At 71.8% G+C, this 305-nt stretch carries 1 protein-coding gene; it reads right to left on the bottom strand.

All coding sequences use genetic code 11. The features are described 5' to 3' along the window. On the bottom strand, window positions 1–305 hold a 305-nt coding region (locus BKD30_RS15390), incomplete at both ends, for a transposase (protein WP_143588236.1).

Below are 305 nucleotides of genomic sequence, written 5' to 3'. Positions count from 1 at the left end.
TTCGACCTGGACGTGCTCGTCTGCCGCGAATACCGTGTCCAGCCGGGCGCGCTGGGTGTCGGTGAGCAGGTCCGCGCCGGTCTGCAGGGTCCGCCGCGCCCGGTAGAGCGGGTCCCCGGCCCGGCCCCGGTGCCCGAGGGTGTGCTGCTGGGCACGCTGCCGGCACCGGTCCAGTCCCTCACCTGCCAGACGGATGACGTGGAACGGATCCATGACCGGTACTGCGGTGGGTAGCTCTTCGGCGGCAGCGGTCTTGAACCCGGTGAACCCGTCCATCGCGACGACCTCCACCCCGTCCCGCCACG

It is taken from the genome of Tersicoccus phoenicis (assembly GCF_001968835.1).
In the GTDB taxonomy this organism is placed as follows: Bacteria; Actinomycetota; Actinomycetes; order Actinomycetales; family Micrococcaceae; genus Tersicoccus; species Tersicoccus phoenicis.
Note: the sequence above shows the minus strand (reverse complement) of the source record. Positions and strands in the feature narration are given on the sequence as shown.